Origin of the sequence: Haloferula sp. (genome assembly GCF_049672945.1) — a bacterium.
GTDB lineage: Bacteria > Verrucomicrobiota > Verrucomicrobiia > Verrucomicrobiales > Akkermansiaceae > Haloferula.
Map to the genome: position 1 here is coordinate 1 of NZ_JBATWY010000020.1, position 25,874 is coordinate 25,874.

Below are 25,874 nucleotides of genomic sequence, written 5' to 3' on the forward strand. Positions count from 1 at the left end.
CCGCAAACACTCTTCCCTCGGCTACCGCACCCCGGCCCAGTTCGAGGCCTCATTCAACACGCTAAACTAACCAAATATCGGTCCAAAAATCAGTTGCATCTCAGACCGGGGCCGCGAGCGAATTCAATGAGCCGATCAAGCAAAGCGTCCCTGCGAGTTTAGAAGGAAAGCTACGAGGGATGCAAAGGGATGGAGGAAGGATTGAGATCATCGGATTTTTACGGGTGACGGATTTTTACGGGTGAGAGTGTGGCCGGGATCAGAGTAGAGCCCGCTGAGCAATTGCTCAGCGGGCTCCTTTTTCCAGAGATAACCCATTAACTCCGAGAAATATTCCAATGGTCAAAGCTCCAGTCTGAGACTGGATCTCTGACGGAAGGTTTTAGAATTCACCGAACCACGTGAGAAATCTAGCGGGTCGAACGCAGTTGTCATGTCGCCTGTTTCCGTGACAGCGGGGAGGATCGGGCGGGTAGAGGAAAACGAAGGGCCGCCTGAGGAAAGTGACCCGGCGGGGCTTCAAGCGCCCCAACCAACTGGTTCAAAAGTGGTACCCCGTCTAGGATTCGAACCTAGGACCAAAAGATTAAGAGTCTTCTGCTCTACCAACTGAGCTAACGAGGCATTTTCCGCTACCGCAGAGATGGACGAAAAAACTAGTCGTAGGCGTGGCCATGGCAAGGGGAAAATCCGTGGAAAGCAGCACTCTGGGTCGGCCGGGCAAGGCCTCTGCATGTGAGGCACCTCCTCGGCATCTTCTTTCGGTTTCCTCCGGGGTGTCTTGGCAGACTTTCGGTCCCCCTTTTCAGGCTTCGAGAAGGGTCACGCAGCAACGCTATTTGAAAAAGGTCGAGGCATTGCCTGAGCAGACGGCTCGAATCAGATCCGCCAGTGTTTCGAAATCGTCGGGAAGCTCGCCTTTGTCCGCTTCACTGCCGATGAGATTGCAGAGGATTCGGCGGAAATACTCGTGCCGGGGGAAGGAGAGAAAGCTGCGTGAGTCCGTGAGCATGCCCACGAATCGGGACAGCAAGCCGGTGGAGGAGAGGGCGTTGAGCTGCATTTCCATTCCCTCCTTCTGGTCGGCGAACCACCAGCCGGATCCAAATTGAATCTTGCCTGGGATGGCACCTCCTTGGAAGGCACCCGTCATGGCGGCAAACAGGTAGTTGTCGGAGGGATTGATGTTGTAGAGAATGATCTTCGGGAGTGAATCCCGCTCGGCGAGGGCTCCAAGGTAGGTAATCAATGGGCGGCCCTGGGAGAAGTCTCCAATGGTATCAAATCCAGCGTCAGGCCCGAGGTTCTTGAAACCGCTGGGGTTGACGTTGCGGAACGGTCCGAGGTGGAGCTGCTTGGTCCAGCCTTTGGCGGCATCGAGTCGGCCAAGGAAGAGCATCAGATAGAAGCAGAACTTCTCCCGCTCTTCGCCACTGGCTGCTTTGCCACTGCGTGCCTTCTCAAAGATGATCGAGGCATCAGCATCGTCACAAGGAAGGGCGGGGCAGGAATCGAAACCGTGATCGGAAAGGCGGCAACCGGCGGCATGAAAGTCATCGTGACGCCGTTGCAAGGCGTTCAGGAGATCGTCGATCTGGGAGATATCGGTATCGGTGACGGCTTCCAGCTTGTCGATCCACGCATTGAAGTTTTCCGGATGATCGACCGCGAAGGCCTTGTCGGGCCGAAAGGTCGGACAGACGCGGGTCTCAAGGTCGGAATCGGCGATGGCGAGGTGGTCATCGAGCGGGTCAACGGGGTCGTCGGTGGTGCCGACCATTTTGACTTTGAACTTCCGCAGGATCTCGTGAACGCAGAAATCGTCATCGGCAAGACGGGCGTTGGTCTCCTCCCAAATGACATCGGCGGTGTCGGGACTGAGCAGCAGGTCGATATCGAAATAGCGCTGAAGCTCGAGGTGGGTCCAGTGGTGGATCGGATTGCGCAGGGTGAAGGGAACCGTTTCCGCCCAGGCTTGGAATTTTTCACGCGGTGGGGCGTCGCCGGTGATCGAACGTTCGTCGATGCCATTTGCCCGCATCAGCCGCCATTTGTAGTGGTCGCCGGCAAGCCAGATGTCGGCGAGATTTGACCAGCGATGATTGGTGGCAATCTGGTGCTGGGAAAGGTGCGTGTGGTAGTCGTAAATCGGCTCGTCTGCGGCGACTTCGTGGTAGAGGCGACGCGCGGTGGGCGAGTAGAGAAGGAAATCCGTATCCGGGTAGGGCATGGGTTGATTTCCAAGGAAACGGGTAAGGGCGTCAAGGGATTAGCTCGGGCGAAATGGGAGGGATCCCGTTTTTGGCCTTGGATATTGGACAGGAGGGTGATGAGGGTGATCGCGTGCAAGGTGCTGGCGGAATTCTTGAGCAGGTGATGCCAGTGTATCTGCTGCTGATTGTGGGCGCGGCTTTGCGGCGGCTCGGCATGACGAAGCGGGAGAACGACAATGGTATTCTGAACCTCGTCTTCCATGTGATGTATCCCTGCTTCATTTGGGACAACATTCTTGGAAGTGAGAGCGTCAAGGACCCGGTTTCAGTGTGCTGGGGGATCGGCATGGGGTTCCTGATCACGGTGACGGGTTTCCTGCTGGCCTGGCTGGTTGCCGGTTTGCTGGGTTACCAAAAGGGCAACGGGCGACGGACTTTCGCGGTCGCATCAGGGGTGCAGAATTTCGGCTACACGGCGATTCCGGTAGTCCAGCAGCTGTGGGTGGGGACCGGTGCGATGGCGATGCTCTTCGTCCACAATCTCGGTGTCGAACTCGCCATCTGGTCGGTCGGCGTGATGCTGATCTCAGGCGACCGCAAGATCCCCTGGAAGCGATTGGTCAACGGGCCGGTGGTGGCGGTGGTCACGGGGCTGTTGATGGTGGCGCTGGATTGGGATGGGATGAAGGTGCCGGTTGACGGCGGAGAACCCGTCAAGGGGGTGCTTCGAACTACGATGAGTTGGCTGGGTGCGGGAGCATTCCCGGTGGCGATCTTCGTGACCGGTGCGGTGATCATGGATCTGATCGGGACGGAGCGGCCGAGCTTCAAGACCTCGCTCGGTAGTTCGGTTCTGCGTCTGGCGCTTATCCCGGCCGTGATGCTGCTGGCTGCAAAATACCTTCCGGCACCGCTCGCGCTGAAGCAGGTGCTGATCGTTCAGGCGGCCATGCCGGCAGCCCTCACGCCCATTCTTCTCGCCAAGCTCTACGGTGGGCGGCCAGCGGTCGCCGTTGAAATCGTCGTCGCCACAACGGTCCTCAGCCTGATCACCCTGCCCCTGATTCTTCTTTGGGGCAGGGCATTTGTTGGAATCTAGCCTGACGACTTATGGCGCGGTGCTGCTCGCTTTGGCTTCCGTGGTTTTCAGGAGGCGGAAGAGTTCGCTATCCGTCGTCATGATCAGCGTGCTGTCCTTCCCGAGGACGGACTGGTAGACGTCCAAAGTACGAGTGAAGTCGTAGAACTCTGCGGACTGAGCTGTCTGACCGTAGGCATCGGCATAAATCTTGGTGGCCTCGGCGTCGGCCTCACCCTTGGTGGTCTCGACGGTCCGATAGGCACCCGACTCGATCTCCCGTAGCTCTTTTTCCATATTTCCCTGGATCTTGGCGGCCTCACCGGCTCCCTCGGATCGGAAGCGCTCGGCGATTTGCTTCCGCTCGCTGATCATGCGTTCGAAAATCCGCTGCTGGACCGAGGGGTTGTAGTTGATGCGCTTGAAACGGATGTCGAGGAGCTTGATCCCGAACTCGCTGAGCTTGGGAGCAGCCTTGCTGAGGATTTCTTCTTCGAGCTTGGTGCGACCGTGCCTGATGGATTTCAGCACACCGACCTTGCCGGTGCGATCCGCCTCGACGAGTTCCTCGGACTGAAGGGCTTCGCGGTCCTTGGTGGTGCGGACGGCCTCGATGAGATCATGCTTGGCAATGGTGTTCCGTGTTTCACTGCCAAGGATGTCGTTGAGCCGGGAGATCGCGCTGCGCTCGTCGCGGAGACGCTCGAAGAAGACACGCGGTTGGTCGATTTGCCAGCGGCCGAAAGTATCCACGAGGATGTAGGTCTTGTCGCGGGTCGGCATTTCGTTGGCGAGGCCGTCCCATTCGAGGATTCGTTTTTCGATGATGTTGACCTTTTGAACGAAGGGGATCTTGAATTTCAGACCCGCTTCCACGACCGGTTCTCCGATCGGTTTTCCGAATTGGGTGACGATGGCCTGCTGACGCTCATTGATCGTGTAGAATGATCCGGAAGCGACCATCAGAACGATGAGCAGGGCGATGATACCGAGGCATCCGAAAGTGGTCTTCTTGGTGGTGCTCATGGCTTATTTGATGGGAAGGTTGGAGGTGTCGTTGAGATTGAGCAGGGGAAGGATCTGCTTCGCCTCCTCGTCGATAATGATTTTTCTTCCAAGGCGTGGAACGACGTCGCTCATGGTTTCAAGGTAGAGACGGCGTTTGGTGATGTCGGCCGCCTTGGCGTATTCTGAGTAGAGAGCATTAAAGCGGGCGGCGTCGCCTTCCGCTTCGTTGATCCGCTGGGTGGCGTATCCCTGAGCATCGCTGATGGCCCGCTCTGCCTCACCACGAGCCTTGGGGACCGCCCGGTTATAGAGCCCGTTTGCGATGTTGATGGCCTCTTCCTTCTGCTGCTGCGCTTCGTTGACCTCGTTGAAGGAACTCTGCACGGGGCGCGGCGGATTGACGTCCTTGAGCTGGACCTGGTCAATGGTCAGACCCATGCCGTACTTCGTGGTGAGGTCCTTGAGCTTCTGCAGCGACTCGGCTTCGATATCCTGTCGTCCAATGGTCAGAACTTCATCGACGGTGCGATCGCCGACGGCTTCTCGCATGACCGATTCGGCGACATCGCGGAGGGTTCCATCGGGATCACGCACGTTGAAGAGGTAGTCCTTGGGGTCATCAACCCGGTACTGGACGACCCATTCGACGAGGGCGGAGTTGAGATCACCGGTAACCATTTCGCGCGCAAGCTGCCACTCGGAGCGATCGGAAACCTGCCAACGGCTGGTGGCTCCATCCGTACCAAAACCGAATTCCAGCTTCTGCTGGCGGCGAACGGCGACGGGGATGACCTGGTCCACTCCGAAGGGAATCTTGAAATGGAGACCACTGTTCACGGTGTCGCTGTATTTCCCGAATCGCAGGACGACCCCTTCTTCCTCTGCCTGAATCGTGTAGAAGGAACTCCAAGCACCGATGAGCAGCAGGAGGAGCGCCGGGAAAACGAGCAGAAACTTTGGCGGAAAGGGGAGCTTGGGGAATCCGGGCATCTTCGGGAGCTGCGGAAACTGTTGGACGTTACGCGGGGGCAAATCAGGTGGGTCGAATGAGTTGTTCATTGGTGGAGTGCTGGATCGATTTGGTGGGACCCTTACGGAGGATCTCGACATGCGCTAGGAGAATGACGAACTGTTATTGGAATCGAAGCTCTGGGAGTTGGTCCGACGGCGCGGAGGAGGGCGGCAAGTGGGCCTTCACGGGTGGCATCCTACCCGCAATCGAGAGACCGCAGGCTTCCTTTCGCCCGGAGTTCCGGGCCTTGGCGGCTTGAATCCCGGATGCCAGAAGTTTCGGTAGCCCGCTTGTTCGCTGAGGATCAACGAACACCACCGGACTTCAGAGATGGGACGCCAGCTCGAAAAAATTTGCTTAGGCAAGGGCGGGCTGGTGTGATTGCGTAGCGGGAGCTGATGCGTTGCTTCTATTCACAGAACCTCGAGCTGGAATTGCCCTCCGGGCATCCTTTCCCGATGAAAAAATTCCGGGAGTCCAAGGACATGCTGCTGGAAGGCGGGATTCTCAGGCCTGAAGAAGTGATTGAAGTCGGTCAGGCTGCGCACCACGTGTTGCAGTCGGTGCACGCTCCGGAATACATTTCCACGATTTACCGTGGCCAACTCGATGCCAAAGCCCAGTTGCGCTTGGGCTTGCCGATATCGCCGCAGCTCTATCAGCGCAGTGCGACCGAGGTCGAAGCCACCCGCCAAACCTGCTTTGCGGCTCTGGCCGAGGGTGTTGCTGTCTGCCTGGCAGGTGGCACCCATCATGCGTTCAGCAACCATGGGGAAGGCTACAGCGTCTTCAATGATATCGCCGTAGCCATTCGGGATCTTCAAATGCGGCAGCCGGGTATTCGCGTGATGGTCGTGGACACGGATGCCCATCGCGGCAACGGCACCGCGGCGATTCTCGGGGATGACCCGAGGGTTTTCACCTACTCGATCCACGTCGGTCAGTTCACGGACGACGACAAGGTCGACAGCTCGATGGATGTCGAGACCGTGCGCTATGTCGAGGGGGGCATGTATCTCAAGCAACTGTTCAGTTCCTTGGCAGCGGCGCTCGACATCTTTTCACCCGACCTGGTGATCTGGGTGGCCGGCGCGGACAACCACCAGAACGACCGCTTCGGTCAGATGTATCTGACGGTTCAGGACCTGGCACGTCGCGATGAGGTGCTGTTGCGCGCCTTCCTCGGCAATCAGGTTCCGGTCGCCGTGTTGTATGGCGGCGGCTTTAACCGTCAAACCGAGTTCACGGCAAAGATCCACCGCAACACCGTGAAGATGGCGAAGCAACTGGCGCACGAATACCGGGGGCTCTGAAATGGAGCGGATTGCCATCATCGGCGCCGGTGCGGTGGGTCTCTACTACGGGGCGCGACTTGCACTGAACGGGGAGAAGGTTTCTTTTCTGCTGCGCTCGGACTACGACACGGTCGAAGCGGACGGAATCCACCTCGAAAGCATTCATGGCGACGCCCATTTGACCGGAGCCCGGATCTTTCGATCTCCCCAGGAAATGGGTCCCGTCGATCTGATCATTGTTGCTTGGAAGGCGACGTCCAACCCCTTGTTTGAAGAGGTGATTCCGCCGTTGTGCCACGAGAACACGCAGGTGCTCACTCTACAGAACGGTCTGGGAAATTGTGAGCGGATATCAGAGGTCGTCGGCCCTGATCGCGTCCTCGGCGGACTTTGTTTCGTTTGTCTCAACCGACTCTCCGCAGGTCATGTTGGACACACCGCCGGCGGCAAAGTGACGATCGGCGAGTGGCAGCCACAGCCTGATAGCCCCCGTGCCAGTGAGTTGGTCAGGCGCTTCAAGGCTGCCAATATTCCCGCCGAGCTTTCCCGTGATCTCAAAGAGGCCCAATGGCGAAAGCTTGTTTGGAACATCCCTTTCAACGGTTTGTCGATCGCCGAAGGTGGCGTCACCACCGACAAGCTCCTCGCCGACTCCGGAATCGAAGCCGAAGTGCGGGCCATCATGAGCGATGTGGTCACCGCCGCTGAAGCAATCGGTCATAAAATCGACCCCGATGTGATCGATTTCGAGATCAACCGGACGAGGAGTATGGCCGCCTATCGACCCTCAAGCATGATCGACTATATCGAAGGGCGGGAAGTCGAGTTCGATGCCATCTGGGGAGAGCCACTGAAACAAGCTCTGCAGGCCGGGGCAAGAGTTCCGCACATGGAATCGCTGGCAGCCCGGATTCAGAAACGGATCGGCAAACTACAATAATCCGGACAGGAGCATTCAGGGCCACCGATGAACAGGCGATTACCGGGATCAGCCGTCCCGTCTCTTGCCTGAGGACTCAGGAAAATCTTGGAATGCTGGGGGCGAAAGCTAGCGTCGCGAGACCTAGACGCTTGAATCCGTCCCACAACGACTGTTTGGCTCCGGGTTTCTGCCGCGAAAATTTCACTAAAACCCAAATACTGTGCTGATGAAATCCGATCACCCTGTGGCCCATCGTCGGGCCTGCCTGCGAATTGTGCTGTGTCTGCTGGCGGTCTGGTTCACGGTCAGTTTCGGCTGTGGCATCCTGTTCCGCGACTGGTTGGACGCGAACGCCCCGCCCATTGGTCACGCACCTTTTGGTTTCTGGATGGCCCAGCAGGGATCGATCATCAGCTTTATCCTTCTGTTGGTTGTCTATGCATTCCTGATGAACCGCCTCGATGCCAAGCACGGCTACTCGGAAAGCAAATAACGAAAACCTATTCAGATGACCCAAGACCAACTGAACTTCCTTTTCATCGGTATTTCCTTCGCGCTCTATATTTGGATCGCGGTCAAGAGCCGGGCTGCCTCCACCACCGATTACTACACGGCGGGCGGCGGTGTCTCTCCTCTCGCCAACGGAATGGCCACCGCCGCGGACTGGATGTCTGCTGCCACCTTCATTTCGATGGCCGGAACCGTCGCCATTAGCGGCTACGACGCGTCGCGGTTTCTGATGGGGTGGACTGGTGGCTTCGTGCTTCTGACCATCCTGATGGTTCCGTACCTTCGGAAATTTGGCAAAGCAACGGTGCCGGACTTCATTGGTGACCGCTACTACTCGAAGTTTGCCCGCGGGGTGGCGGTTGTCTGCGCGATCTTCATCTGCATGACCTACATCATGGGGCAGATGCGCGGTGTCGGCGTGGTCTTCTCCCAGCTTTTTGGCATCGGAATTCCTGCCGGAGTCATCATCGGGGCGACCATCGTCTTCTTTTACGCCGGCCTCGGGGGAATGAAGGGCATTACCTACACTCAGGTCGCGCAGTATTGTGTCATGGCCTTTGCCTACACCATCCCCGCGGTGTTCATCGCGATCGCACTGACAAACAATTTCATCCCGCAGCTCGGCCTCATCGGGAACTTCACGGCCGGCCCCGAGACCGTTCCGTTTCTCGAAAAACTAAACAGCATCAATACCGAACTCGGATTCGCGGAGTACACGTCCGGAAAACTTTCGACAATGAACATGTTCTGCATCACGGCAGCGCTGATGTGCGGCACCGCCGGTTTGCCTCACGTCATTGTTCGCTTCTTCACCGTGAAAAGCGTCAAGGCGGTGCGGACCTCCGCCTGCTGGACACTGTTGTTCATCGCAGTGATCTATCTCACCGCTCCAACCATCGGCGCCTTCGCCCGGGTTAACCTGATTCAGAAGCTCAACGGCACGAACTACACTGAAGCACCCGCGTGGTTTCAGGAGTTCGAAACGACAGGCCAGATGGCCTGGGTCGACAAGAATAATGACGGAAAAATCCAGTACTTCGGCCCGGCGAAATCGGAAGCGGGGACGGCCACTGTATTCCAGGGTGCCGCACCGACCTATCCAGCTTACGACGCACCGGAGGATCAGCGCGTTGGAGTCAATGGCGAACGGCTGTTAGCCAACAAAGCCGATGAGTCGAATCCGAACGAGCTTTGGTTTGGAAATGACATCATGGTCATGGCGAACCCGAGTATGGCGAACCTGCCGAAGTGGGTGATCGCGCTGTTGATGGCGGGCTGCATTGCCGCCGCGCTTTCCACTGCCGCCGGATTGTTGCTCGTGCTTTCCACCTCCATTTCGCACGACTTGATGAAGAAGATCATCAAGCCGGAGCTCAGCGATAAGGAAGAAGTAAGCTACGCCCGCATCGCCTCGTTCATGGCGTTGGTGGTGGCCACCTATTTCGGAATCAACCCGCCGTCCGCATTCATCGCCAAGACCGTAGCCTTCGCCTTTGGACTGGCGGCTTCTTCGTTTTTCCCAACCCTTCTGATCGGGATCTTTTCAAAGCGCATGAACCGTGAGGGAGCCATGGCTGGCATGCTTGTCGGCATCACCTTCACGATCGGCTACATCCTCTACTTCCAATTCCTGGGGGGCCATAAGGAGCACCTATTGTTCGGAATCGAACCGGAAGGCATCGGCTTCGTCGGCATGCTCCTCAACTTCGCGGTGTCCTTCGCGGTCAGCTCCTTCACTCCAGCGCCGCCACAAGAGGTTCAGGACATGGTCGCCAGCATCCACATCCCCAGCGGTGCTGCTGATGCGTCGCACCACTGACGATGCTCCGAGATAGGGAGGGACATAGCCTCCATCCCATTCGTCTTGGCCCGACGGGTGAAGAACTGCATCTTGCATCAGGGTTTACCTGTGTTAAGTGACGACATGTCGAATTCAGAAAAAGTTGTTGGAGCCTTGCGCCAGGTTGTTGCTGATTCATACGCCCTCCTGGGTCAGACGCATCTTTGCCACTGGAACGTGAGGGGACCTGGCTTCTTCGCTCTCCACACCGCGTTCGAGCAGCAGTATACCGAGCTCTTTGTGGCCGTGGACGAGATCGCCGAACGGATCAGAGCCCTGGGTGCCCTGGCGCCGGGTGGATTGAGCCATTTGGCGAAGCTTTCAGGCATGGAGGAGTTGGCTGAGGATGTTCCGGCCGAGGCGATGGTGAATCATCTGGCGATGGCCAACGGGAAGGTGATTGAAAGTCTTCAACAGGCACGGCAGGCCGCTTCGGACGCCGGAGATGATGAAACCGAAGATCTCATGATTGCTCGCACGCAGGTTCATGAGAAGACCGTCTGGATGCTGAAGGCTTACCTGGGCTAGCATCCTTTACGGAGGTTGCGATTTTTTGGGAGTGCCATCAGGGGAAGGAGGGGCTTCAATGTCCTCATGAGTGGAGTGACAGGCATGGTATTGGGATCGGGGCTCGGATCCCTGGCTGAGAAGGTGGCGGTTAGGGAGCAGATTCCTTTCTCAAAAGCAGGTCTGCCGCAGTCGTCGGTCCCAGGTCATGAAGGACGCTTTCTACTGGGTCAGATCGCGGGGCGCGAGGTGATCGTGATGCAGGGCAGGGTGCATTTGTATGAAGGACACACGGCGAAGGCCGTCACGGCAGGGGTTCGATGGATGAAGGAGCAAGGAGCCGACGAATTGATTCTGACGAATGCCGCCGGTTCGGTGAATGCTGAGTTTCCGACGGAGTCGTGGATGATGCTCAGCGACCACCTCAACCTCACGGGAACTTCACCGCTCGAAGGAGGGCCAGAGTTTGTCGATCTCAGTGAAGTCTATCACGGGGAGTGGCGGGAAGCCGTCAGGAAGACCGCAGAGAAACTCAAGATCGCATTATGTGAGGGCGTGTATGCGGGACTACGAGGACCGCAGTATGAAACGCCTGCAGAGGTGCGCATGTTGAGGACCATGGGAGCGGATGCTGTTGGCATGAGCACGGTGCTTGAGGCAATCCAAGCCCGCAGCCTGGGCATTCGGGTTCTGGGATTTTCCTGCCTCACCAATTGGGCATCCGGAATGCCCGGTGCGACTCTTGACCATCATGATGTGATGGAAAGCGGCAAGAGGGCCGCCAATGAGATGGTCAGGCTGCTTGAAGGCCTGTTTGCCGAAAGGTCCTGAGAGGATTCGATCAACGATCGCCTAACCGCGTGCCTTCTGGGTTTCAGGAAGAAAGGGTAGCCTGAATGCCTCGTCGAAATCGAACACGTCCTCGAAGTCTTCGATCCGATCCGAGTCTTGGCGGCCAAACATTTGTTCCTCGATCAGGAGGAAGACCATCTCGCCGATGTTGCGGGAAGCACTGAGACCCCATTCGCTCATCAAGGTGCCGGCCATCGGGCCGAACTCCTGCAGGGCGAGATCGCGAAACCCGAGCAGCAGTTCCTGACCGGAGACATGCCGCGCGCGCCCATCATTGGATTCCGCGGCGCGTTTGAGGGTGAAGTCGAGCGCGTCTTTCAGAAAAAGATAGGCATGGGGATCGAATCGCTTGTCGCGCTTGAGAATACTCTCGATGGCGTGTTCGAACTGCGCGGCTTGCATGGAGGTATTTTGGACTCAGATTGCCGACTCGTCAAAACCTGATCGATGCCCTCATCGTGGAGGATGCGCCAGGTGAGCCGAGATTCGACTCTTGGAGGAAAAGAGACCGCCTAGTAGCCAAGGAGTTCCATGGCCCTATCCAAGGGGATTTCCTTGTTGGGAGGCCAGTGAAGTGGCTTCAACCATTGCTCACGGCGAAACCAGGTTTCCTGACGCTTGGCATACTGCCGGGTGGCGGCGCGAATCCGCTCGGTGCATTCGCTGCGGTTTATTTTCCCAGCAAGCAGATCTTGGATCTCCCGGAAACCGATCGCCTTCTCGAAGGTTTCCGAGGCGGAAGCCAGGCGGCAAACTTCATCGATGGCACCCTGATCAAGCATGCGTTCCGTGCGCTGATTGATCCGCTGGTGGAGGTCGGGACGTTCGCGCTGAATGAAAAGTCCACGCAGCCCGGCTGAAACCTCGCGGGTGAGGCTTGCCCATCGATCACGCAGATCCGAACAGCGCTGTCCGCTGAGTTCACAGATTTCGATGGCGCGGGTGAGGTAGCGTCGGTTTTGAAGGTCGGTGCGCGAAGCTTCGAGGGGGTCGAGCTCTTGCAAGCGATCCGCCAGTTCTCGAAGCGAAAGCGGCGCCAGCGTCTCCCGATAGGCGGGATCGCCCGATGGAAGGGGTGAGGGGCCGTGGGTGAGAAACTTGAGGTAAAGGCCGGATCCACCCGTCACGATCGGAACCGCTCCACGCCCCTGGATCTCCTCAATGACCGGAAGGGCAAGTCCACGGTAGCGCATGGCATCGCAGGTGTCCTCGGGCCCGAGGATGCCGTAGAGGTGGTGGGGGACGCTCGCCTTTTCATCGGTGGTGGGAGCGGCGGTCAGGACCTCAAGGCCACGATAGAGCTGGAAAGCATCGGCATTAACGACTTCGCCACCCAGCCGCTGGGCTAGATCCGTGGCCAGCGAACTCTTGCCGGAAGAAGTCGGGCCGCAGAGATAAATGATCGGGATGGATTCCATCGAATGGCGTGAGGAAACAAAAAACGCCCCGCCCGAACAAGCGGGCGGGGCGCGAAATCATGCGGACAGGCTCAGCTCTTGTTCTCTTCGTTAGGAGTTTCTGCTGCAATCGGCTCTTCGATGTTGAGAGCGACGGCTTCGGCTGCCTCTTCCTTCTTCTCAACTTCTTGGGTATCGCCTTCGTCTTCTCCATCGGCAGGTCCTTGTGACTTGGCCCCGTTCACCACGAGACGACGCCCCATGAAAAACTGGTCGTGGAGTACTTCGACAGCACGTTTGGCTTCCTCCTTGTTCATCATGTCGATGAAACCATAGCCCTTGGAACGGTGCGTCTGGCGGTTATAGACGATTTCGACGCGGCGGACATTTCCGATCCCCTTGAAGAGTTCTTCGATGTCGTTCTCGGTCGCGTCATACGACATGTTGCCGAGGTAGAGTCGGTTCGACTCGACGACAACGTTTTCGGGGACGCGGCGTTCACGGTGTTCCTCGTTGTCACTCCGTGGCTTCCGCGGTTTGCGTTCGCTCCTAGGCTTTGGCTCCGGAGCATCGTCCGAGCTTGTCTTGGCGACGCGGGTGTTGGACTTGGGAGCGCTGCTGCTCGAGCGTGGTGGGCGGACTGGCTCCTTGTAGAGGCCGAATGCCTTCAGGACTTTCTCCCACCAGGTGAGCGGCACCGGTTTCGGTTGGCGGCGTTCGCGAGTGCGCTTTTGTCCACCATCTCGGTTTCCATCAGTGTTGCCGCGACCGCCTTCGCGCCTGCCGCCTTGACCACCTTCACGGTTATCGTTGCGGGGGCTACCGTCTTGGTTGTTACGGCGGTTGCGATTTCTATTTCTTCCGCCACGTGAGCGTCGGCGTTGGCCGCCGTTGCCCGGGCTATCTGATCTTTCGGATCTTTCGTTTGACATGTATTTGTTACTGTTTGGCGGGTCCATGCGGTCCGGTTTCCGCGAGCAGTGATCCCGTTGGATGTTACTGAACGGCGGTTGGCTATCCCGGCGGATCTTCCGGCTTTTTGGTGCCGGGGAAAACCGACCTTGGCGAAGCGGGACGGTGGGTTCTCCTGAAAGACCCGGGGGCGGCGCATGCGACCCGGTATTGATAGTCGGGGAATCTCGTCCAATTTTCAAGGATCCGAAGTGGTCCCGACGGGCGGGAAGCTACGGTCTGGGGTGGGCATGGCAAGGCGCGAATTGCATTCTCAGGCTTTGGAGTTGAGCCGTGCGGAGTGAACGCTACATTTTGACGCGTCGCCCATGATTCGAGCCATTACCTGCCTTGCCACCGCCATCTGCCTTTTTACCATGGATATTGCCCTGTCTCAGGGAAATGAGGCCATGATGGTCGTCGAGGCCCATTCCGGCAAGGTTTTGATTGCAAGGAACTCAACGGAGAAGCGTCCCGTCGCCAGTCTGACCAAGATCGCCACCGGGGTGATGGTGGTTGACTGGGCGGAGGCTGCCGGAGTGGATCTGGATACCCGTGAAGCCATCGTTCCTCAGGTGGTGGCGATGACTCCGGGCCCGAATCCGATGAGTTTGGTGCCCGGCGATCGATTGACGCTGCGGGCCGCCCTTTACTCAACCTTGCTGGGCTCCGACAATATGGCGGCGCTGACGCTGGCGGACCACGTTGGGCGGGAGTTTCTTGCGCGGAAAGGACGCTCTGGCGAACCGATCAACGCGTTCGTTGGAGAAATGAATGTTCTTGCCGACGCTTTGGAGATGAAGAAAACCCGGTTTATCAATCCGCATGGGCTCGAGCTTGAAGGCAAGGCGGGGACTTCCACTGCGGCAGACATGGCGAAGCTTTCGATCTATGCCATGAGACGTCCGGGATTCACCTTCGTGTCTCGCCAGAAGGAGCGACAGATTTCGGTTACTGGAGTGGAAGGGACAAGGGCCTTCAACCTCAGGAATACCAATGAACTCGTCTCCGACATCATTTTGGGAGTCAAGACCGGCACGACCCGCGCGGCGGGTCCATGTCTCTCGATCTCAGTCGAGCGGGATCCCCTCATTCGCCCCAAAGCCGATGGCAGCAAAGGGGTCACACCACGCCGGTTGATCATCGTCTTGCTCAACAGCCCCGATCGCTTTGGTCGCGCACAAGCACTGATTCCGCAGGGCTGGAGAGTCTATGACCAATGGGTCAATGCCGGGGCACCGGTGAAGGACCGAAAACGCGAGATTCTTCAGGTTCCGAATCCGCGCTAGACTTTCCGCATGAACTGAAACACCTCTCCATCTATTCTACTATGAGAATCGGAATTCTAAACAGCGGTGGCGACTGCCCCGGACTCAACGCAGTGATCCACGGTGTCGTGGGCGCAGCAGATCAACTCGGTTGGGAAGTGATCGGCTTCAAGGACGGCTTCGAGGGCTTGCTGCCACCGGGCGACTACAAGGTGCTCAAGCCAAAGGACACCATTGGCATCGTCAAACTCGGCGGCACGATTCTCGGCACGACGAACAAAGGGAATTTTGCGGCCAAGATCGGCAAGGGCAATCTAGCTGAAGTGCCGGCCGAGATCGTCTCGAAAGCCAAGCGCACCCTCGACCAACTGGAGATCCGCGCGCTGATCATCGTCGGCGGTGACGGCTCGCTGACCACCGGCCTGCAGCTTTATCGCGAAGGTTGGCCGATCATTGGCGTTCCAAAGACGATCGACAACGACCTTCAGGCGACCGCGATGACCTTTGGTTTCGACAGCGCCGTGAGCACGGTGGTCGACGCCCTTGACCGCCTTCACACCACGGCGGAAAGCCACAAGCGGGTGATGGTGCTTGAAGTCATGGGACGCCATGCCGGGTGGATCGCCCTATGGGGCGGGATCGCCGGTGGAGCAAATGTGATCCTGCTGCCTGAGATCGCCTTCAGCACCGAGAAAGTGGCGGAAGTCATTCGCCAGCGTGATGCCCAGGGCCAGCACAGCACCCTGGTCGTGGTCGCCGAAGGAGCAAAGCTCCCTGACGGTGAACTCGTGACCATCCACGAGAATGCCGGCGGAGAGGTTCGTCTCGGTGGAATTGGTGATATTGTGGCGCGGCGGATTGAGACTCTCACCGGCAAGGAGACGCGTGCCTGTACCCTCGGTCACCTCCAGCGGGGCGGCGCCCCGACGGCGCTCGATCGGATTCTTGGGACCCGTTTTGGTGTCATGGCGACAAAGCTTGCCGAAGAAGGCCGCTTTGGTCGGATGGTCAGCTACCAAGCCTACCATGTGGACTCCGTTCCGATTGAGGAAGCCGTGAACAAGCTTCGTGTGGTCGAACCCGACAGCGAGATGGTCGATGCCGCCAGGGCGATTGGTATCTCACTCGGTGACTGAAGCGATGAATCCGTCATCCAACTACTTATCTCATGTCTATTGACCCATTACTCCAGCTACTCCGCCTCAAGGCACGCTACACCCACAAGGAACTGGCTGAAACCCTTTCACTGACCGAGGACCAGGTCCACGCCCGCATTTCCGGATGGGAAGCGGATGGAACCATTGCGGGCTATCAAGCGGTCGTCGATCCAGCCCGTGCTGGGGACGAGGATGTCTCGGCCTTCATTGAGGTCAAGTCGACGCCGGAACGTGGTGGCGGCTTCGACAGGCTTGCCTTGCGGATTGCCCGCTTCGAGCAAGTGACGAGCTGCTATCTGGCCAGCGGTGGCTACGACCTCATGGTGGTGGTCGAAGGAAAAGATCTTCGTGATGTGGCACGCTTTGTCTCGGAGAAACTCAGTACGATGGATGGCGTCCTCTCAACTGCCACCCATTTCCGGCTCAAGACCTACAAGGAAAACGGGTTTCTCTTTGATAAAACGGAGGCCCCGGAGAGACTGAAAGTCGCTCCCTGAGATCGATTGTTTCAAGTCGTCGGGCATCCCATTCGTCTGAGCCAAAAAACCCCATCCGAAAACTGGTTCCGGATGGGGTGGCATACCCGTCAACGGGTATCTTCTTGGGGAAGCGAAGCTCTTTTATCAGGGCTGAGCGGAAACATAGAGCTCCGATCCTTTTGCGAGGACCGTGTTCGTCTCGAGATGAAGACCGTTGAGGGCATTCAGTTTTGCGGGTTCCATGCCATGGGCTTTGGCAAAGTCCCCGAAAGTGATCTCCTTTTCGATACGAACGGAGCGGATGAGAGGTTTGTTACTTACAGGCTTTGGTGATTCGGTGGATGAAAGCTGCGGTGCATCGGCCGCTTTAGTTGCGGGCGGCTTCTGGGCGACGGCTTCGGTTTCGCGAGGTACGAGTTTAAGACTTTGACCGACCTGGATCGCACGGGGATTCGCATTAGGATTCGCCTCTGCGAGGGTTTCCACGCTCAATCCATACTTTCGAGCAATGCCAAAAAAGGTCTCTCCCTCCTTGACGGTATGGGTGCCGCCGCGGGCCGATGGTGCATTCGTCACTTTCTCAGCAGGTTTCGGCTCTGGCTTGCGAGTGCCGGCATCGGCGACCGGAACTTCCTTCGCGGGGAGGAGGAGCTTCTGACCAAGACGAATCAGACTGGCGTCCTTGAGCTTGTTCAGTTTGACCAGCACCTCTGGAGTGGTGCCATTCTTACGGGCAATCCGGCTCAAAGTGTCGCCACGGGAAACCGTATAATACACCGGCTTGGGATCAGGGGCGGGTGGGGTGTTTTGAGTCGCGTTCTCGACCGTTTTTGTCGTTGTCTGCGTTCTGGATGAAGTTTCGAGCAGGCTCCGCAGGCGGCTGTTTTCCTCTTCGAGCTGACGAATCTGGCGCTCTTGCTCCGAACAACGCTGTTCCAACACCGCGATACTGGTTTCCGCCTTGGTCGATTCAGACAATGCGAGCAGCGGCAGGATCGCGAGTAAAGAAAGCTTCTTCATAACGGCGCGAAGACTTTCAAAAACTTCTGAAAGGCGCAATTACAAAGTTAAGGAAACTTAAATATTAATATTTACGAAATTAAGCGGGATGAGCGATTTCTCCGCGTGGGCGCCCGCAGCCTGAGCGGATGAGGCACGGTCCGTGGACGGAGGTGCGGCAAGGCGGAGCCCGCAACAGCTCAGGAATCTGACCGAGCCGCTGCCTTGGCGGCGGAGGATTGAGGCTGGACCACCTCGACGGGAGCGCCATCCGGAGCGTAGGGCAAGCGTGTGGTGGAGAGCCACTGTCCGTTTTCGAGACCCTCGCGAACGACGAGCACCTCGGCACTCGACCAAATGGGCTCAATCAAGGTGCGCTGGATGGCTGGGTCTTCACGATTGATCAGATAGACCACGTTGACTCCGCGAAGAGCCTCCCGTGGAATGACGAAAACGTCCTTGAGCACCTTGCCCTCAATGGCGGCCCGGACAGGCTGTCCGACCCGAAGGGAAGGCTTCCCGATCTCCAGTCCGAAGGGGTCATCGATGCGGGCGATGGCGAACAACTCGCGCGAGGATTCATCCAAGGTGCCTTCGGCTCGGACGATTCTTGCCTGCCAGGTGGACGGTTCTTCATCGACGGCCTGACCGAGGGCATCCGTGAGGGTGACCGGGATCTCTGGATCGTCGGTATGGGAGGGAAGGGTGATAAAGGCGAGCTGCTCAGGAGTGAGCGGGAGACGGACTTCTGCGAAGTCGGTGGCGAAGATTTCGCCCAATGGAGTGGAAGCACCGACCGCCTCACCAAGACCGACGTCGCGGCTTCTGACTCGCCCCGCAAACGGAGCCCTTACTTTAGTGCGTAGAAGATTGCGTTCCGCCTGATCCAGTTCGGCGCGGGCGGCATCAACATTGGCGCGGGCTTCCTTGAGCTGAGGGACGCGCATCACGAGTTCGGAAGGCTCCGTCTCGTATCCGAGGTCCTCCCAATTGAGTCGCGCCTGCTTGGCGCGGGCTTCTTCCTGGGCGAGCGCCGCCTCGGCCCGCGCGAGACGCGACGAAGCCCCTGCCTCTGCGGCCGCAAAATCAGCGGGATCCAATTCGACCAAGACCTCGTCCTTTTCAAAGAAAGCACCGTCTTCAAAGGACGGATGAATTTGAATGATCGAACCCGAGATCGTAGCGGTAAGCGTCGTCTCGTAATGAGCGCGCACCACCCCCTGGCTCTCCAGGATGATCGGGAAATCCACGCGGATCAGCTCGCTGACTTCGGACTTCAGTTTCTGCTCCTCGTGATGTTCTGGTTTGGGAGCTTCGATCGACTTCGAAAGCTGGAATGCGAAGATGCTTCCAAACAGCAGGATCAGGAAAGGTATGAGAATGCGGACAAGCATGGGTGCGGACGAGCCTGAGAAATAGTTGTCACGCTCTGGCTTAATGCCAAATACGAAGCGCTAGAGGGCAACCTTGCGGGTCATTTTGCCGAATCTTCGGTCCTGAAATCGCCTCCAAGCGCGAGGTGGAGGTCGATGCGGTTCTGAAGGCGCTGGTTCCGGAGACGAATCAGGCTCAGCCTGGCATTATTGTCCCTTCGCTGGGCTTCGAGCACATCGAGAATGTCGGACCCTTCGATGCCGTCGGCGTAGTCCCGAGTTGACTGCTTCTCAGCGAGCTGGGCTTGCTCGACTTCCGTCATGAGAAAGACTTCCTGGGATGCGAGCGACGTATCGGCAGAAAGCGTCGACTCCACCTCGCGAAAAGCCTCCAAAGCCGTCTGGCAGTAGTCATTGATCACCGCCTTGTTGCGTTCCACGGACGCCCTCGCGACGTTGCTAAGTTCGCCACCGGAGTAGACTGTTTGGGCGAGACTTGCGGCAACCGATGCCGCCAGATAGCTGGGATCCAGAAGGTTGTTGAAGTTTGAAACCGTATTACCCCCGCCGCCTGTCAGTCGGATGTTGGGAAGAAGATTCTTGCGGGAGGCGTCGGCACGCTTCGCGGTGGCGAAAATTCGTTCCCTGGCTGCTGCCAAGTCTGGTCGGCGCTCGACAAGCCCCGCTGGAATGCCGGCTGGAACGCCCTTTTTGAGAACGGGGAGTTCAGATCCCGCCCTCGAACTTCCGGCAGGATAATCCCCGCATAGGACTTCGAGCGTGCGTGCGGCTTCATCGCGGGCCTGGATACTCGCTTCAAGACTACGCCGAGCGGCCGCGACATTGGTTCGCCCAAACTGGACGTCGAGCGAGCCTTGGCCGGTGCCGACATAGTTTCGCTCGCTGATGCGAAGGTTTCGCTCGAATGAATCGAGGATGACCTTCGACAGATTGAGCTGCTGTTCCGCGGCGATCAGATTGCACCAGGATTTGGCAGCGCTGGCGGCAAGTGAGAGGCGAGCCCCCCGGTAGAGTGCACGAACGGACGCCATGTCGGCATCGTCGGCTTGGTTCAAATCACGCAGCCGTTTCCAAACGTCGACTTCCCACGAGGCCGAAAGGTTGAGGCCGTAGCGCTCGGACTCCGAACTTTCGGCCGGACCATTGCCAGACATCGAGTAGGCGCCGGATGATGAGAGCAATACATTCGGCAGGCCTCGGGACTTCCCGGCGATTCTCAGATATTCGGCCTCCTGCATTCTGGCGGCCGCGGCGGCCAGGTCTTGGTTTTGCGCCATCGCCCGGTCAACCACAGCCTTCATCCTGGGGTCGTGAAAATCAGACAGCCATCCCTGACTGATCTTCCCCTGATTCCCTTTCGCTGAGGCCTTCCACGCGGCAGGGGGGGATAGGGCATACGATTCCTCCGGAGCCTCAAATTGCAAGGAATGACAAGCGGTGAAGCCCGTCATACAAATGAAGAGTGCCCAAGTGGCTTTCGCGAAATTCCATTGCATTCTCCAATAACAGGTGGTGATAGTCAGCCCGCGTGACGAATCAACGAAAGGTCTCTACGTTCCTAATTTGCCTACTCTATCTGTGGGGCTCTGCCGCGCTGTTAACAGCGGCCGATCAGGCTGTCACTGAGGAAAAGCCAGCCGCTAGCCAGAAAGAAAAGGAAGCGCCACCCGAAAAGGAGACGCCTGAGGAAAAAAAACCGGAGAAGGCCGCACCTGAGAAGGCTGACGAGGAGTCAGCAACCCCATCCGACGAAACGGAGGATCCGAAAAAGGTCGAAGATGAGGAAATCGCGGTCGCCGTCGCACGACCGGTTTCAGCCGATCCCGTCCAGATTTATGGATGGAGGGAGTATGTGACGGTGAGCGATGGCAAGTTGGAAGAAAGAATGAAGGCGAAGTTGGACACGGGTGCGTTGACAAGCTCGATCCATGCCGAGGAGAAGGAACTTTTCGAAAGAGATGGCAAGAAGTGGGTGAGGTTCGTCGTCGTCGATCCCAGCGACAAGGATTCCAAGAGACTGCGGATCGAAGCACCTCTCGTGCGTATTGCGCGAATCAAGGAGCCGGGAGGGGAGTCGGAATCGCGAGAAGTCGTCCGGCTTGGATTCGTCATCGGCGACCGGAAGCTCAAGGCCGACTTCACGCTCAATAATCGATCAAACATGCTGAGCCCAGTCCTCATCGGTCGGCGGACGATCAAGGAACTCGGATGGGTCGACTCCAGTCGGGCCTACCTTGCGGACAAAAAGCTGATGCGCTGAGCTCGTCCGCGTCTGTGTCCTCCCGCAATCCCATGGCTTCACGAATCAAGCTTTTCGCCATCGTCCTGATCCTGACCCTGACAGGTGGCGGTATCGCGGCTTACAAGCATGTGTATCTCGGGATCCCCGTGATGGTAGGAAACAAGCCGGCCGAGTGGCTGGTGGAGGCAAAGGTCAGTTTTATCGCAACTGGCAGCCCGGTGAATGCGCGGCTTTCATTGCCCGCCGTGGCCATCGATGAGAACTTGGGATTCGACGCTCGTTCTGCGGGTTACAGTTTTGTCGTTGAGAGAAATCAGGGCGAGTATTCGGCGATTTGGTCGGCCGACGAGATGATCGACAATCAGGCTCTCTACTATCGGGTTCGTTTCGCCGATCAGGGAGTTAAGAGTGGCGATCCGATCCCCCAGTCCGGCGAGGCACCTACTCCAGAAGATCCGGGCCTTTCCGGAAGCCTCCGTTCCGCCGCCGAAAATGTCGTCCGGAGAGCCAAGGAGTTATCATCGGATCCCGATTCACTTTTTGTCGGCGTCTTTCGAGAAATTACCGCGATCGGAAGTTCACCGGAAATCGCACTCCTCAAGCGTCACTACGAAGAGGAGGCCGGCGATAGTGCCCTGACTCGGCTTGGCATCGACCTTCTGAACATGGCGGGCGTGCCCGCGCGCGTGGCCTATGGTGTGAAACTTGAAGAAGTCCGTGGTGCTCAGGATCCGATCTGGATGGTTGAGTATTTCGACGGAGTCTATTGGAAGGTTCGTGATCCAGACGATGCCTCGGCAATTCTTGATCGGCGGACAGCCTTCGTCTGGAATCGCGGCGGTGAACCACTTCTTGATCTGAGTGGCGGTGAGAATTCCCAAGTCACGTTCACGGTCACTCGGGATCAGATTCCTCTTGATCGCCTCACCGACTTGCGGGACTCGAGCCTGCTGGTTTCGACAATCTTCGGGCTGCCCGCCTCCGAACGACAGGTTTTCAGCTACGTCGTACTCATTCCAATCGGTGCCTTCGTTGTCGTGGTGCTTCGCAACCTCGTGGGAATCGCCACCCTCGGCACCTTCATGCCGGTGCTGCTTGCGCTCTCCTTGCTGGAGATGAAATGGCAGCACGGACTGGTGATGTTCGTGGTCATTGTTGGTGCGGGTCTCTACTTCCGATTCGCGCTTTCGCGGCTGAATCTCCTCGTCGTTCCCCGGGTGGCTGCCTGCGTGGTGATCGTGACGCTGCTGATGATGATCCTCAGCGTGCTCAGCTGGCACCTTGGGATTCGGGATGGACTGAAGATCACTCTCTTCCCAATGATCATTCTGGCGTGGACCATCGAACGCATGTCGCTGATCTGGGAGGAGGAAGGCAAGCGCAATGCCATGCTTCAGGTTGGAGGGTCGCTGTTGGTCGCGGTGATCGCCTTCTTTTTCATGAAGGAGCGTCAGATCCGCTACTGGGCCTTCTATTTCCCGGAACTGCTTCTGGTGCTCTTGGCCGGCATCATCCTGCTCGGTCGCTACACCGGCTATCGCTTGAGCGAGCTGATCCGATTCAAGAGTTTCCGCACGCACGAATGAATCGTTGGTGGCATCGCTTTTTCAGGACCCCCGGAGAGCTCCGGGAGATGGGCGTGGTGGGCATCAACATGCGCAACGCACGCTTCGTGCTGCCTAACAATCCAAGGAGGCTCTACGATCTTGTGGACAACAAGATTCGGACCAAGGAGCTGGCGGAAGAGCTCGGAATTGCCATTCCTGAAACCTACGGGATCGTTAGTAATCCCCATGACATGAGTCGCATTGCAAGCATGGTGGGGGAGCGCGATTCATTCGTGATCAAGCCGGCGCGCGGTTCAGGAGGGAAGGGGATTCTCGTCATCTCCGGGAAGGAAGATGGACTGTTCATCAAACCAAGTGGCACGCGCCTCACGCTGGAGGAAGTGAAGCACCACATTTCGAATATCCTCGCGGGACTCTTCAGTCTGGGCGGACGACGTGATGTGGCTCTGATCGAGTATCGCGTGCTGTCGTCAAAAGTCCTGACCGACATCAGTTTTCAGGGCGCGCCCGATATTCGGATCGTCATGTTCCAGGGTTATCCCGTGATGGTCATGCTGCGCGCGGCAACCCGCGAGTCCGATGGTCGGTCCAACCTCCACCAGGGGGCGTTGGGTGTGGGAATCGATATCGCGACCGGGAAGACGATCCGGGCCATCCATCACGGCAAGCCGGTTACCGTACACCCCGACCTCAAGGTCCCCTTGATCGGAATTCAGATACCGGAGTGGGACAAGATTCTCGATATCGCCGTGACTTGTCATGAGATGACCGGACTCGGTTATCTGGGTGTCGACGTGATGATCGACGACGAAAAGGGCCCGCTAATGATCGAGGTCAACGCCCGACCCGGACTGGCGATTCAAATGGCCAACGGTGTCGGCCTGCTGAAACGACTTGAGCCTGCGGTGGAGCGCGCGGCGAAATACAAAGCCGAATCCCGTGCGGCGAAAATCGCCTTCTCGAAAAAGAACTTCGCCGTAAAATTTCCCGAGGCGGATGCCCTCAACCCACCATGATCAAGGCCAGCAACCTTCACCGCAGTTATCAGATCGGCAAAAAGCGGGTCGAGGTGCTGCACGGTATCGAGCTCTCGATAGAAAAGGGAGAACGGGTATTTCTCTGCGGTCCAAGTGGCGCGGGGAAGTCCACTCTACTTTACACCCTGGCGGGATTGGAGCGTCCCCAACAAGGAAGCGTTTCGATCGCGGGCACCGATCTTTACGCCCTGAACCCGAAGCGGCAGGCGGCGTTCAGGAACATCAATATCGGCTATATTTTTCAAAACTACCTGCTGCTTCCGGAACTCACCGCGCTGGAGAATGTGATGGTTCCCGGAGCGATCGGGGGGCGGGACTCGGAAAAGCAGGCGAAGGAAGCCCTCGAGCGGGTTGGTCTTTCCGAGCGAGCCGATCACCTGCCTGCGGAATTGTCTGGAGGAGAGCAACAGCGCGTTGCCATTGCCCGGGCTGTGGTCAATCGCCCCGCCGTCTTGTTTGCCGACGAACCGACGGGAAACCTCGACTCACGCAATAGTGGCGAAGTCATGAAATTACTTCTTGGTCTGGCCGGTGAAAGCGGCACGACACTCGTGGTCGTGACCCATGATCCGAGCCTTGCCAACAGCGGCGATCGGCAATTGATCATCAAGGACGGAAGCATCAATCCCGCCTTAGTCACTGAAGTTTCGCAACGCTGCTAGCGGGGCCGGACAGTCCGATAGCCGGTCATGTAGCCGCGGCCAAAGTCCTTCTGGGTCGACTTGGTGTAAAGATTGGCATAGCGAAAATACTTCGGTTCGAGGCCACGCCGGGCATCCCGGACCCCGAGGTTGAAGCCCTGATTGTGGGCGAGCTTGCCGTCGTTCACCGCATTGGCCGGGTAGCCTGATCCATAACCCGGACCATAACCCGGATTGTAGCCGGGTCCGTATCCGGGAGCAGGTTGATAGTAGCAGGAACTCAGAACTGCGACGAGCAGGGGAAGAATGGCGAGGCGTTTCATTGAGTCCGGACGATCAGCGCTTGCCCTCATGACATCAAGGGAGAATGTGCCGTCGCCGACTAGCTCGCCAGCACTCGCTCAGCGAACATCATCAATCCGGTGCACGCCACCAGGATCGACCCGATGATTCTCACCCAGCGAAAGGCCTCCTTTTTCCACCAGCCGAAGAGCCCGAAGGCCACGGCGAGAACCAGCAATTGTCCGAGCTCTACTCCGATATTGAAACCAGCGACTCCAAACACCAGGGAACCGGGTCGATCAACGGGAAGCAGCGGGGCAAGCATGCGCGCAAAGCCGAGCCCATGGATCAGCCCGAACAAAGCGATGACGACATAGCGGCTGCTTCCCACTTTCTTGAGCCAGAGGTTCTCAATGCCAATCCAAACGATGCTGGCCGCGATGGCGAGTTCGACCCAGAGATCGGGCAGCTGCACCCAGCCGAGGGCAGCCATTGCAAGCGTGATCGAGTGAGCAAGAGTGAAAACCAGGCTTTGGGCCAATAGCGGCTTCCATTGCGGGAGGAGCAGGAAAATTCCGACGATGAAAACCACGTGATCCAGCCCGTCGGGAATGATGTGGCGGAAGCCAAGGTGGATCCAGCCGGCCAGTGTTGGAGTTGTGACTTCGACAGCACCTTCCTCGGACCTTTGTAGTACTTGCTCAGAGTAGCCGCTGATGATCGGGATCGTCTCTTCGTCACTTTGGACGATCAGGACCACGCCGAAAGGTTCCTTCCATTCGATACTCAGAGTGTCGTCCTCAAACGGGCCATCGATCTCGACGTCAATCATCGGGGGCATTTCAGCAACGCCCTCCGTCAGAAAGGATGGGGGACCACGGTCAAAATCAGGAACGGTGAGGGACCACGGGATCGGGCCTCGCTCGCTTCGAATGCTCAGGCACTCCCTGAGGTAAATCTCGGTCTCTCGCCGGATTCGCTTCCACTCTGATTCCCCCAGCTGACGCAGCCAGGCGAGGTCCTGGGCGGCCATCTCCTCGTCACCTCGGAATTCGGGCAACATGTAAGCCGCATCCGCCTCGACGACCGCCCGGAATTGGCCATCCGCCGCGTCGATCCGCAGGGTCATTTCGGCGATCTGATGAGCTCGAGCCATCGGCACCATCACCAGGAAAACAAGAGCAAGGAGCCGATGCACCCGCGGATGGTGAAGGTTCCGGCC

The 25,874-nt window shown here is 57.9% G+C and carries 25 protein-coding genes and 1 tRNA gene; 14 read left to right on the top strand and 12 right to left on the bottom strand.

The genetic code is table 11. From position 1 onward, the window contains the following. Positions 1-548: 548 nt before the first annotated feature. Positions 549-624: transfer RNA gene (locus WBG04_RS01475), tRNA-Lys, on the bottom strand. Between the two features lie 211 nt (positions 625-835). Further along, positions 836-2,230 carry a glucuronate isomerase gene (gene uxaC / locus WBG04_RS01480; protein ID WP_424312569.1) on the bottom strand — a complete coding sequence of 465 codons (1,395 nt, stop codon included), beginning with the start codon at positions 2,228-2,230 and terminating at the stop codon, positions 836-838. A 77-nt stretch (positions 2,231-2,307) separates the two neighbouring features. Between uxaC and WBG04_RS01485 the strand changes: the two genes are divergently transcribed. Continuing rightward, the gene (locus WBG04_RS01485) at positions 2,308-3,312 is read left to right on the top strand and encodes an AEC family transporter (protein WP_424312570.1); all 1,005 of its coding nucleotides are present in this window, start codon (positions 2,308-2,310) and stop codon (positions 3,310-3,312) included. Positions 3,313-3,321: 9 nt separating this feature from the next. On the opposite strand, the gene hflC is transcribed toward WBG04_RS01485, so the two are convergent. Continuing rightward, positions 3,322-4,317 carry a protease modulator HflC gene (gene hflC / locus WBG04_RS01490; RefSeq protein ID WP_424312571.1) on the bottom strand — a complete coding sequence of 332 codons (996 nt, stop codon included), beginning with the start codon at positions 4,315-4,317 and terminating at the stop codon, positions 3,322-3,324. Positions 4,318-4,320: 3 nt separating this feature from the next. After that, positions 4,321-5,289, bottom strand: coding sequence for an FtsH protease activity modulator HflK (hflK, locus tag WBG04_RS01495; RefSeq protein ID WP_424312644.1), 969 nt, complete (start codon positions 5,287-5,289; stop codon positions 4,321-4,323). 480 nt (positions 5,290-5,769) lie between these two features. Between hflK and WBG04_RS01500 the strand changes: the two genes are divergently transcribed. The 6 genes from WBG04_RS01500 (at position 5,770) to WBG04_RS01525 (ending at position 11,216) form a co-directional block, all read left to right on the top strand. Then, positions 5,770-6,624, top strand: a complete 855-nt coding sequence (locus WBG04_RS01500; RefSeq protein ID WP_424312572.1) for a histone deacetylase family protein — start codon at positions 5,770-5,772, stop codon at positions 6,622-6,624. Between the two features lies 1 nt (position 6,625). Then, positions 6,626-7,546: a 2-dehydropantoate 2-reductase gene (locus tag WBG04_RS01505; protein WP_424312573.1), complete on the top strand. Its 921-nt coding sequence runs from the start codon at positions 6,626-6,628 to the stop codon at positions 7,544-7,546. A gap of 208 nt (positions 7,547-7,754) precedes the next feature. Next, the gene (locus WBG04_RS01510; RefSeq protein WP_424312574.1) at positions 7,755-8,021 is read left to right on the top strand and encodes a DUF4212 domain-containing protein; all 267 of its coding nucleotides are present in this window, start codon (positions 7,755-7,757) and stop codon (positions 8,019-8,021) included. Between the two features lie 15 nt (positions 8,022-8,036). Then, entirely contained in the window at positions 8,037-9,857 is a 1,821-nt protein-coding gene (locus tag WBG04_RS01515) for a sodium:solute symporter family protein (RefSeq protein ID WP_424312575.1), read from the top strand. Positions 9,858-9,914: 57 nt separating this feature from the next. Next, the gene (locus WBG04_RS01520) at positions 9,915-10,406 is read left to right on the top strand and encodes a Dps family protein (protein WP_424312576.1); all 492 of its coding nucleotides are present in this window, start codon (positions 9,915-9,917) and stop codon (positions 10,404-10,406) included. Positions 10,407-10,472: 66 nt separating this feature from the next. Continuing rightward, positions 10,473-11,216, top strand: coding sequence for a purine-nucleoside phosphorylase (locus WBG04_RS01525; protein ID WP_424312577.1), 744 nt, complete (start codon positions 10,473-10,475; stop codon positions 11,214-11,216). Positions 11,217-11,237: 21 nt separating this feature from the next. Here WBG04_RS01525 and WBG04_RS01530 read toward each other — a convergent pair whose 3' ends face one another. The 3 genes from WBG04_RS01530 to WBG04_RS01540 all read right to left on the bottom strand — a co-directional run bounded on the left by WBG04_RS01530 (position 11,238) and on the right by WBG04_RS01540 (position 13,566). Next, a complete protein-coding gene (locus WBG04_RS01530) occupies positions 11,238-11,639 on the bottom strand; it encodes a Minf_1886 family protein (RefSeq protein WP_424312578.1) in 402 nt (133 codons plus the stop codon). A 110-nt stretch (positions 11,640-11,749) separates the two neighbouring features. Continuing rightward, on the bottom strand, positions 11,750-12,655 hold the full coding sequence (gene miaA, locus WBG04_RS01535; RefSeq protein ID WP_424312579.1) for a tRNA (adenosine(37)-N6)-dimethylallyltransferase MiaA: 906 nt from the start codon (positions 12,653-12,655) through the stop codon (positions 11,750-11,752). Positions 12,656-12,726: 71 nt separating this feature from the next. Beyond that, complete coding sequence (locus WBG04_RS01540) at positions 12,727-13,566, bottom strand: RNA recognition motif domain-containing protein (RefSeq protein ID WP_424312580.1); 840 nt, start codon at positions 13,564-13,566, stop codon at positions 12,727-12,729. A gap of 348 nt (positions 13,567-13,914) precedes the next feature. Here WBG04_RS01540 and WBG04_RS01545 point away from each other — a divergent pair, with 348 nt between their 5' ends. From WBG04_RS01545 to WBG04_RS01555, 3 genes are read left to right on the top strand one after another with little or no spacing between them, the layout of a single operon-like run. Beyond that, on the top strand, positions 13,915-14,874 hold the full coding sequence (locus WBG04_RS01545) for a D-alanyl-D-alanine carboxypeptidase family protein (RefSeq protein ID WP_424312581.1): 960 nt from the start codon (positions 13,915-13,917) through the stop codon (positions 14,872-14,874). A 41-nt stretch (positions 14,875-14,915) separates the two neighbouring features. After that, entirely contained in the window at positions 14,916-15,989 is a 1,074-nt protein-coding gene (locus tag WBG04_RS01550; RefSeq protein WP_424312582.1) for a 6-phosphofructokinase, read from the top strand. 32 nt (positions 15,990-16,021) lie between these two features. After that, positions 16,022-16,507: an Lrp/AsnC family transcriptional regulator gene (locus WBG04_RS01555; protein ID WP_424312583.1), complete on the top strand. Its 486-nt coding sequence runs from the start codon at positions 16,022-16,024 to the stop codon at positions 16,505-16,507. A 126-nt stretch (positions 16,508-16,633) separates the two neighbouring features. Here WBG04_RS01555 and WBG04_RS01560 read toward each other — a convergent pair whose 3' ends face one another. The 3 genes from WBG04_RS01560 to WBG04_RS01570 form a co-directional block, all read right to left on the bottom strand. Beyond that, positions 16,634-17,509 (bottom strand): LysM peptidoglycan-binding domain-containing protein, encoded by an 876-nt coding sequence (locus tag WBG04_RS01560; RefSeq protein WP_424312584.1) that lies wholly within the window; start codon positions 17,507-17,509, stop codon positions 16,634-16,636. Positions 17,510-17,688: 179 nt separating this feature from the next. Further along, entirely contained in the window at positions 17,689-18,882 is a 1,194-nt protein-coding gene (locus WBG04_RS01565; protein ID WP_424312585.1) for an efflux RND transporter periplasmic adaptor subunit, read from the bottom strand. Between the two features lie 80 nt (positions 18,883-18,962). After that, entirely contained in the window at positions 18,963-20,378 is a 1,416-nt protein-coding gene (locus WBG04_RS01570) for an efflux transporter outer membrane subunit (RefSeq protein WP_424312586.1), read from the bottom strand. A 32-nt stretch (positions 20,379-20,410) separates the two neighbouring features. Here WBG04_RS01570 and WBG04_RS01575 point away from each other — a divergent pair, with 32 nt between their 5' ends. The 4 genes from WBG04_RS01575 to WBG04_RS01590 are packed head-to-tail and all read left to right on the top strand — an operon-like array spanning position 20,411 to position 24,391. Further along, the gene (locus WBG04_RS01575; protein ID WP_424312587.1) at positions 20,411-21,142 is read left to right on the top strand and encodes a RimK/LysX family protein; all 732 of its coding nucleotides are present in this window, start codon (positions 20,411-20,413) and stop codon (positions 21,140-21,142) included. Between the two features lie 32 nt (positions 21,143-21,174). Beyond that, a complete protein-coding gene (locus WBG04_RS01580) occupies positions 21,175-22,710 on the top strand; it encodes a UUP1 family membrane protein (RefSeq protein WP_424312588.1) in 1,536 nt (511 codons plus the stop codon). After that, positions 22,707-23,708, top strand: coding sequence for an alpha-L-glutamate ligase-like protein (locus WBG04_RS01585; protein ID WP_424312589.1), 1,002 nt, complete (start codon positions 22,707-22,709; stop codon positions 23,706-23,708). The genes WBG04_RS01580 and WBG04_RS01585 overlap by 4 nt, the downstream gene beginning before the upstream one ends. Then, the gene (locus tag WBG04_RS01590; RefSeq protein WP_424312590.1) at positions 23,705-24,391 is read left to right on the top strand and encodes an ABC transporter ATP-binding protein; all 687 of its coding nucleotides are present in this window, start codon (positions 23,705-23,707) and stop codon (positions 24,389-24,391) included. Before WBG04_RS01585 ends, WBG04_RS01590 begins: the two co-directional genes overlap by 4 nt. Here WBG04_RS01590 and WBG04_RS01595 read toward each other — a convergent pair. Both WBG04_RS01595 and WBG04_RS01600 read right to left on the bottom strand, forming a co-directional pair. Further along, a complete protein-coding gene (locus WBG04_RS01595) occupies positions 24,388-24,693 on the bottom strand; it encodes a hypothetical protein (RefSeq protein WP_424312591.1) in 306 nt (101 codons plus the stop codon). The genes WBG04_RS01590 and WBG04_RS01595 overlap by 4 nt on opposite strands. A 59-nt stretch (positions 24,694-24,752) precedes the next feature. Next, the gene (locus WBG04_RS01600) at positions 24,753-25,850 is read right to left on the bottom strand and encodes a HupE/UreJ family protein (RefSeq protein ID WP_424312592.1); all 1,098 of its coding nucleotides are present in this window, start codon (positions 25,848-25,850) and stop codon (positions 24,753-24,755) included. Positions 25,851-25,874 lie beyond the last annotated feature (24 nt).